Below are 9,781 nucleotides of genomic sequence, written 5' to 3' on the forward strand. Positions count from 1 at the left end.
AGCGGCTTCGGGTGCAGGGTGTGCGGGTCAAGCGGTTGGCTGTCTCGCACGCGTTCCATTCGTATCTGATGGAGCCGATGCTGGCCGAGTTCGCGACGGTGGCGGAGTCGTTGACCTTCCACGCCCCGCAGATCCCGGTCCGCACCACGGCCCCCGGTGACCTGGCCACCCCCGCCTACTGGGTGGGTCAGGTGCGGGAGTCGGTCCGCTTCGCCGACGCGGTGCGCCGTGCTCACGAGGCGGGCGCTACCCGGTTCCTGGAACTCGGCCCCGACGGAGTCCTCAGCGGGCTCGTCCCCGGTGCGGTGCCCGCGATGCGCCGCAGCCGCCCGGAGGTGGAGTCCCTGTTCGCGGCCGTCGCCCGGCTGTGGGTCGAGGGGACGGCAGTGGAATTGGCGGCGGTGTTCCCCGAGGCCCCGCCCGTCACCCTGCCGCCCTACCCCTTCCAGCACACCCGCTTCTGGCCCGAAACCGTCCCGGGCGGGCACCGCACCGCTTCCGGAGAGGGGCAGTACGAGGTGCGGTGGGTGCCGGTGACCGAAGGGGCCGCCCGGCCGACCGGCACGTGGTTCCTGGTCACGCCGCCCGGCGAGGACGACAGCGCTGATGCCGGTGCCGACGACGTCAGCCGCGCGCTGTCTCGCGCCGGCGCTCGTACCCTCGTCATCCCTGGAGGCACCGACCGTGCCGTCCTCGCGGCCCGGCTCCGCGCCGCGACGGAAGAGGCAACCCCGGCCGGTGTGCTGGCTCTGCCGCCCGCCTCAGGCTCCGACGCCCTGCCCTCCGTGGTCGCCCTCACCCAGGCGCTCGACGACGCGGGTGTGACGGGCCTGCTGTGGTGTGCCACCCGGGGCGCGGTGCGGGTCTCCACGGACGACCCGGGGCCCGACCCGGACCAGTCGGCCGTCTGGGGCTTCGGCAGGGTCGCGGCCCTGGAGATGCCCCGCAGCTGGGGCGGCCTGGTCGATCTGCCCGCCGAGTGGGACGACCGGACCGGCGTACGGCTGGCCGCGCTGCTCGGCGCCGCAGGGCCCGAGGACCAGGTGGCGATCCGCCGGACCGGTGTACTCGGCAGGCGCCTCGTCGAGAGCGCCCCCGGCAACGGGGGCCTTACGGCCGACGCGTGGCGGCCGGCAGGCACCGTGCTGGTCACCGGCGGTACCGGCGCACTCGGCGCGCACACCGCCCGTCGGCTCGCCCGGCAGGGCGCGCCGCACCTGGTGCTCGTCGGGCGCCGGGGCCCGGAGGCACCCGGCGCCGGCGCGCTCGCCGCCGAACTGACCGCGCTCGGCAGCCGCGTCACCCTCGTCGCCTGCGATGTCACCGACCGCGCCGCGCTCGCGGAGGTCCTCGCGGGCATACCGGAGGAACTGCCGCTCACCGGCGTCGTGCACGCGGCGGGGACGGTGGACGACGGAGTGATCGGCTCGCTCACCCCCGACCGTGTCGCGGACGTCTTGCACGCACGCCTGGCGGCTGTCCGGCACCTCGACGAACTGACCGCGGGCCACGAGCTCGACGCGTTCGTGCTGTTCACCTCCTTCGCCGGGGTCGTCGGCAACCTCGGGCAGGCCGCGTACGCCGCGAGTAACGCCGCGCTGGACGCCTTCGCCGAGCGGCGCCGAGCAGCCGGGCGTACCGCCACGGCCCTCGCGTGGGGACCGTGGGCCGGCACAGGCGTGGGCGCGGGCGCGGCAGCAGGCGAGCAGCAGCAGCGCACCGGCGTGACACCGCTGCAGCCGGAGGAGGCCCTCCTGTCGTTGGAAGCGGCCATCGCCGAGCAGCGGACGACGGTCTGCGTGGCCGGCATCGACTGGAGCCGCTTCGGCCCCGTTCTGGAAGCCGGGCGCGGCGGGCGGCTGCTCGACCTGCTGCCCGCCGCACCCAGGACCGCGCCGCCCGCCCCCGACCGGCAGGGCCTTGGCCTGGCCGAACGGCTGGCCGGGGCGCCGCAGGCGGAACAGGAGCGCATCCTGGTCGACTTGGTGGTCTCCCGGACCGCTGCCGTACTCGGCCACGGCACCCCGGCCGCCATCGACCCGGACCGGCAGTTCCGCGACCTGGGCACCGACTCGGTGATGGCCGTCGAACTGCGCAACATGCTCGACGTCGCCACCGGGCAGGCCCTGCCCGCGACCCTGGCGTTCGACCACCCGACCCCCGCCGCCCTCGCCACGCACCTGCGCGGGCTTCTCGTGAGCGACCCGGGCCCGGCCGCGGGCGAGGAGAGCGCGGTCGCCCGGCTGGAGAAGCTCGAGGCGGCGCTCGCCGAGACCCCGCCCGACGGTGAGGAGACGGCGGTCCTGCTCGCCCGCCTGCGCGACCTCGCCGACCGGCTCGGCGCCGCGGCAACCGTGCCACCCGCCCGCTCCAGGCCAAAGACCCAGGGCATCGACTTGGAGTCGGCGAGCGCCGCTGACCTCTTCGACCTCATCCACAACGAATTCGGCAAGTCCTGATGACATGTACGGTCCTGCCCGCTGGGAGTCGCTCTGATGACGAACGAAGAGAAGCTGCTCGATCACCTGAAGTTCGTCACGGGCGAGCTCCGGCAGGCGCACCAGGAACTGCGCGAACATCAGGAGCGGGACTCCGAGCCCATCGCCATCGTGTCCATGGCCTGCCGCTTCCCCGGCGGCGTCCGTACCCCGGAACAGCTGTGGCAACTGGTCACCGAGGGCCGTGACGCGGTCGGCCCCTTCCCCGCCGACCGGGGCTGGGACCTGGACGCGCTGCTCGACCCGGACCCCGAGCGGTCCGGCGGCAGCTACGGTCACGAGGGCGGATTCCTGCACGACGCGGCCGAGTTCGACGCCGGGCTCTTCGAGATCTCGCCGCGCGAGGCCGTCGCCATGGACCCACAGCAGCGGCTGCTCCTCGAGACCTCGTGGGAGGCCTTCGAGCGGGCAGGCATCGACCCGAAGTCGGTGCGCGGCGACCGGATCGGGGTGTTCGCCGCCACCAACGGCCAGGACTACGCCACCGCTCTCGCCGCCGATCCGGAGGCGGCCGAGGGCTATCTCGCCACCGGCGCCGTCGCGAGCGTGCTGTCCGGACGGCTCTCGTACGTCTTCGGGCTGGAAGGCCCCGCCCTCACCGTGGACACCGCGTGTTCGGCGTCGCTGGTGGCGCTGCACCTGGCCGTTCAGTCGCTGCGCAGGGGCGAATGCACCATGGCTCTCGCGGGTGGCGTCACGGTGATGGCCACGCCTGCCGCGTTCGTCGAGTTCTCCCGTCAGCGGGGGTTGGCGGCCGACGGTCGGTGCAAGGCGTTCGGCGACGGCGCGGACGGCACCGGCTGGGGCGAGGGCGTCGGGGTGCTGCTGGTGGAGAGGCTCTCGGACGCCGTACGCAACGGCCACGAGGTGCTGGCGGTGGTACGGGGGTCGGCCGTCAACCAGGACGGCGCGTCCAACGGGCTGACCGCGCCGAACGGTCCCGCGCAGCAGCGGGTGATCCGCGCCGCGCTGGCCTCGGCGGGCCTGACGCCCACCGACGTGGACCTGGTCGAGGCGCACGGTACGGGCACGAGGCTCGGCGACCCGATCGAGGCGCAGGCGCTCCTTGCCACCTACGGCCAGAGCCGTCCCGCCGACCGCCCGCTGTGGCTCGGCTCGGTGAAGTCCAACATCGCGCACACCCAGGCTGCCGCCGGTGCCGCCGGCGTCATCAAGACGGTCATGGCGCTGCGGCACGGGGTGCTGCCCCGCACCCTGCACGCCGACGAGCCCTCCCGGCAGGTGGACTGGTCGGCCGGCGCCGTCCGGCTCCTCGTCGAGAACCGGCCCTGGTCAGGACTCGGCCGGACCAGGCGCGCCGCCGTCTCCTCGTTCGGGGTGAGTGGCACCAACGCGCACACAGTGCTGGAGCAGGCGCCCGAACCCGACCCCGCGACCGGTCAGGCCCCGGCCGTGGTGCCGCCCACGGCCGCTGCACCGCCGCTGATCCCGCTCCCGCTCGCCGCCCGCACCCAGCGCGCTCTGCGCGAACAGGCGGTCGCTCTCCACGCGCACCTGGCCGAGCGGCCCGAGGCACGCCTGGCCGACCTCGGCTACTCGCTGGCCACCACCCGTGCGTCGCTGGCCGCGCGGGCCGTCGTACTGGCGGCAGGGCGCGACGATGCGCTGCGGGCGCTCGCGGGCCTCGCCGAGGGCACGGTCCCGCCGGAGGCGGAGTCCGGCATGGCGGCACCCGGGCGCACGGCGTTCCTGTTCTCGGGGCAGGGCGCGCAGCGGGTGGGGATGGGGCGTGGGCTGTACGACGCCTTCCCCGTGTTCGCCGACGCGCTCGACGCCGTCTGTGCGCGGGTCGACCTCGAACGACCCCTGCGGGACGTGATGTTCGGCGAAGACGCGGAGCTCCTGGCGCGCACCGCGTACACCCAGCCTGCGCTGTTCGCCGTCGAGGTGGCGTTGTTCCGGTTGATGGAGTCCTGGGGGCTGACCCCGGATGTGCTGGTGGGCCACTCGATCGGTGAACTGGCCGCCGCGCACCTCGCCGGGGTGCTGTCCTTGGAGGACGCATGTGCCCTGGTGTCGGCGCGCGCCCGGCTGATGGACGCGTTGCCGCGGGGCGGCGCGATGCTCGCCGTCGAAGCAGCCGAGGAGGGGCTGGTTCTGCCCGACGGGATCGACGTGGCAGCGGTCAACGGGCCCACCTCGGTCACCGTTTCCGGTGACGCCGGCGCGATCGGTGCGCTGGAGGAGCAGTTCCGGGCGCGGGGCGTGCGGGTGAAACGGCTGGCCGTCTCGCACGCGTTCCACTCCCACCTGATGGAGCCGATGCTCGACGAGCTCGCCGCCGTCGCGCGGTCGCTGACGTACCACGCCCCGACGATCCCGGTCCTCACCACCGCTCCCGGGGACCCGGCCACCCCCGGCTACTGGATCGGGCAGATCGTTGAGCCCGTCCTCTTCGCCGACGCCGTGCGCCGGGCCCACGAGTTCGGCGCCACCCGCTTCCTCGAACTCGGCCCTGACGGGTCCCTGTCGGCCCTCGTCCCGTACATCGTCGAGGACACGACCGTCGTGAGCCTCCTGCGCTCCGGCGTGGACGAGCCCGCGTCGCTGCTGCACGGCATCGCGCGAGCCCACGTGCACGGCGCCCCCGTCAACTGGGCCGCGCCGCTCGGCGCGGCGGGCGCCCGGCGCGTGGAGCTCCCCACGTACCGGTTCGAGCGGCAGGCGTACTGGCCCAGCGCCCGGCTGAGTTCCGGGGACCTGACCTCCGCCGGGCTCGGCGCGGCAGGGCACCCGCTGCTGGGCGCCGCTGTGTCGCTGGCCGCCGGGGGAGGGGTGCTGCTCACCGGCCGCCTCTCCGCCGCCACGCACGGCTGGCTCACCGACCACACGATCCTCGACAGCGTCCTCGTCCCGGGCACCGCGTTCGTCGAACTCGCCTGGCAGGCCGGGGAACACGTCGGCTGCGGGACCGTGGAGGACCTCACCCTCACCGCGCCGCTCGTGCTGCCCGCGCGCGGCGGTGTACAGATCCAGGTCAGCGCCGGAGCCGAGCGCGAGGACGGCACCCGCCATGTGGAGATCCACTCGCGTCCCGACGGCGAGGAGGAATGGACCGGCAACGCCGTCGGCCTGCTCGCCGCCTTCCCCGCCGGTCCGACCGGTCCGACCGGCGCCGTGCAGACCTGGCCGCCGGAGGCCGAGCCGGTGGACCTCGACGGCTTCTACGAGCGGGCCACCGAGGCCGGTTTCGCGTACGGTCCCGTCTTCCAGGGGCTGAAGGCCGCCTGGCGGACCGGCGATGAGCTGTACGCCGAGGTGGAACTGCCCGATTCCGCCCACCGTGAGGCAGGCCGCTGCGGACTGCACCCCGCCCTCTTCGACGCCGCGCTGCACCTCACCGGCCTCGACCCGGACCGGGCCGGGCTGCCCTTCGCCTGGGAAGGCGCCACCCTGCACGCGACCGGTGCCACACAGGCACGCGTCCACCTGGCACCCGCCGGCGCGGACGCCTGGACGCTGCGGATCAGCGACCCCGAAGGCGCCCCCGTCGCCACGGTCGAGTCGCTCACCCTGCGGGCCGCGACCGCCGTCGGCCCGCGCCACGACGACTCCCTGTTCATCCTCGACTGGACGCCCGTGCCCGTCCCGTCCCGGCGGGGTTCGCTCGCCACGGCCACCGACGGACTCGGCGCCTTCCTGGCCGGATTCTCCGGCGCCGCACCCGACGTTGTCGCGTGGCCCGTGGCTGACGCGGACACCGAGGCCGCCGTCACCGAGGTCCTGGCCGGCATCCAGGCGTGGCTTGCCGACGAGCGATTCGCCGCGTCCCGTCTGGTGCTGGTCACCCGGTCCGCCGTGGCCGCGGTACCCGGTGACGACGTCACCGGTCTGTCCGGGGCGGCCGTCGGTGGTCTCGTACGCTCCGCGCAGGCCGAGCACCCCGACCGGTTCGTCCTGCTGGACACAGACACCGACACAGATACCGACACCGACACCGACCTGCTCGCCGTGCTCGCGGACGGCGACGAACCCTGGCTCGCGCTGCGCGGTGGCACTCTGCTCGCCCCCAGGCTGGCCCGTGCCTCGGCATCCGGCGCTCTCGCCGTACCCGACACGGAGGGCTGGCGACTGACCGCCGACCGCGCCTCCGGCTCCCTCCGCGACCTGGCCCTCACCCCCGCTTCCGAGGCGACCGCGGAGCTGGCGCCGGGCGAGGTACGGGTCGAGGTGCGTGCGGCCGGGGTGAACTTCCGCGATGTGCTGATCGCGCTCGGGCAGTACCCGGACCCCTCGGCCCTCATGGGGTCGGAGGCCGCGGGGGTCGTGGTCGAGGTCGGCACCGGGGTCGCGGATCTCGCGCCGGGTGACCGCGTCTTCGGCCTGTTCGACGGCGGCTTCGGGCCGCTGGCGGTGGTGGACCGGCGGATGGTGGCGCCGATGCCGCAGGAGTGGACCTTCTCGGACGCGGCCTCGGTGCCGATGGCCTTCCTGACGTCCTATTACGCGCTGGTGGACCTGGCGGGGCTGGCGGCCGGTGAGTCGGTGCTGGTCCACGCCGCCGCCGGTGGCGTGGGGATGGCCGCCGTACAGGTCGCGCGGCACGTGGGTGCGGAGGTGTACGGGACGGCCTCGCCGGCGAAGTGGGCGGCGACCGGCCTGGACGCGGCGCATCTCGCGTCCTCGCGTGACCTGGGCTTCGAGGCGGCCTTCGCGGAGCGCACCGGCGGGCGCGGCGTGGACGTCGTCCTCAACGCGCTGGCAGGCGAGTTCGTCGACGCCTCGGCTCGGCTGCTGGCCCCCGGGGGCCGCTTCGTGGAGATGGGCAAGGCGGACCTGCGCGACCCGGACTCGTTCGGCGACCGCCGCTACCGCTCCTTCGACCTCGGCGAGGCAGGGCCGGACCGGCTGCAAGAGATGCTGCGGGAGGTCCTGGAGCTGTTCCGTGCGGGCCGGCTCACGCTGCTGCCCGCGCGAGCCTGGGACGTCCGGCAGGCGGCAGAGGTCCTCCGGTACGTCGGCTCGGGCAGCCACGTCGGCAAGAACGTCCTGATGCTGCCACGTGCCCTCGACCCAGAGGGCACGGTCCTGGTCACCGGTGGCACCGGCGCCCTCGGCTCGCTCCTGGCCCGACACCTGGTCGAGCACCGGGGCGTACGGCACCTGGTGCTTTCGAGCCGGAGCGGGCCCGCCGCGCCCGGCGCCCAGGAACTGGCCGAGCAACTCGGCGCGCTCGGCGCACGGGTACGGGTGGCGGCGTGCGACGTCACCGACCGGGAGGCACTGGCCGAACTGCTGGCCACCCTCCCCGCCGAGCACCCGCTCACCGGGGTCATTCACGCGGCCGGGGTCGCCGACGACGGTGTCATCGAGGCGCTGACGCCCGAGCGGACCACCGCCGTGCTGCGACCCAAGGTCCAGGCCGCGCTCGCCCTGCACGAACTCACCGCGGGCCACGACCTGGCTCTGTTCACCGTCTACGCATCCGCGTCCTCTGCCTTCGGCTCCCCGGGCCAGGCCAACTACGCCGCCGCCAACGCCTTCCTGGAGGCGCTGGCCCAGCACCGCCGTACCCGAGGGCTTGCCGCGACCGCGCTCGGCTGGGGCCTGTGGGCCGAGGAAAGTGCCATCAGCGGCGGCCTCGACACCACCGGTCTCGCCCGCGCGACCCGCGTCGGCGGCGCGCTCTCCGCCGACGAAGGGCTCGCCCTCTTCGACGCCGCCCAGGAAACGGGTCTGCCGTACCTGCTCCCGCTGCGCTTCGACCTGTCCGTCGCCCGGACGCTGCGGCCCGTGCCCGCGCTGCTGCGCGGCCTTGTGCGCGCCCCCGCGCGCCCCATCGCCAGTACGGTCACCGGCGGTTCGGGGCTCGCCGGACGCCTCGCCGCGCTCCCCGCCGCCGAACAGCACCGCCTGCTCACCGGCCTTGTGTGCGCCGAGGCCGCAGCCGTCCTCGGGCACGCCGGCGCGGACGCGGTCGCCCCGGACCGGGTATTCAAGGAACTCGGATTCGACTCGCTGACCTCCGTCGAACTGCGCAACCGCGTCAACGCGGCCACCGGGCTGCGCCTGCCGGCGACGCTGCTGTTCGACCATCCCACCCCCGCCGCGCTCGCCGCCCACCTCGCCACCGAACTGGTCGGCGAGGCCGGTCCGACGCACCAGGTGCGTACCGGTGCCGCCACCGACCTCAGCGAGCCGGTCGCGATCGTCGGCATGTCATGCCGGCTGCCCGGTGGTGTCCGGTCGCCCGCCGACCTGTGGCGGCTCGTACGCTCCGGAGAGGACGCCATCACCGCCTTCCCGACCGACCGTGGCTGGGACATCGACGGTAAGGACCTGCCGTACGCGCCGCTCGGTGGGTTCCTCGACGACGTGGCCGGGTTCGACGCCGGACTGTTCGGAATCTCTCCGCGCGAGGCGCTGGTGATGGACCCCCAGCAGCGACTGCTGTTGGAGACGGCATGGGAGGCGTTCGAGGCAGCGGGGCTCGACCCCCTGGCGGTCGCCGGTGAGTCGATCGGCGTGTTCGCGGGCGCCGCTTCCTCGTACTACGGCCTCGACAGGGAACTCCCGGAGGACGTCGGCGGCTACCAGCTCACCGGCGGCGCCACCAGTGTGCTCTCCGGCCGGGTGGCGTACTCGTTCGGCCTGGAAGGGCCCGCGGTAACGGTGGACACGGCGTGTTCGTCGTCGTTGGTTGCGGTGCATCTCGCGGTGCAGGCGCTGCGTAACGGCGAGTGCGACATGGCACTGGCCGGAGGCGTGACGGTGATGGCGGGCTACGGGGTGTTCAGCGAGTTCAGCCGCCTGGACGGGCTGGCCGGGGACGCGCGGTGCAAGGCGTTCGCGGAGGCGGCGGACGGTACGGGCTGGTCCGAGGGCGTCGGCCTGTTGCTGGTGGAACGGCTCTCGGACGCCGAGCGGTTGGGGCACGAGGTGCTGGCGGTGGTGCGGGGAAGTGCCATCAACCAGGACGGCGCGTCGAACGGTTTGACGGCGCCGAGTGGCCCGTCGCAGGAGCGGGTGATTCGGCAGGCCTTGGCCAACGCGCGCCTTGAGGCGTCGGATGTGGACGTGGTGGAGGCGCACGGTACCGGGACCAAGCTGGGTGACCCGATCGAGGCGCAGGCGTTGCTGGCGACGTATGGCCAGGGGCGGGACGAGGAACGGCCGTTGTGGCTGGGCTCGGTAAAGTCGAACCTGGGCCATACACAGTCGGCGGCCGGTGTGGCGGGCGTCATCAAGATGGTGCAGGCGATGCGGTACGGGGTCGTACCGGCGACGTTGAACGTCGACGAGCCGACGCGGCACGTGAATTG

2 protein-coding genes are annotated in these 9,781 nt (G+C 74.2%); both read left to right on the top strand.

All coding sequences use genetic code 11. The annotated features are described in order from the left end of the window. On the top strand, positions 1-2,459 hold a 2,459-nt coding region (locus ACIBCK_RS39095), incomplete at its 5' end, for an SDR family NAD(P)-dependent oxidoreductase (protein ID WP_399398130.1). A 36-nt stretch (positions 2,460-2,495) separates the two neighbouring features. Beyond that, positions 2,496-9,781: SDR family NAD(P)-dependent oxidoreductase (locus tag ACIBCK_RS39100; protein WP_399398133.1), on the top strand; the 7,286-nt coding region annotated here is incomplete at its 3' end.

Source organism: Streptomyces sp. NPDC051218, assembly GCF_044455475.1.
GTDB lineage: Bacteria > Actinomycetota > Actinomycetes > Streptomycetales > Streptomycetaceae > Streptomyces.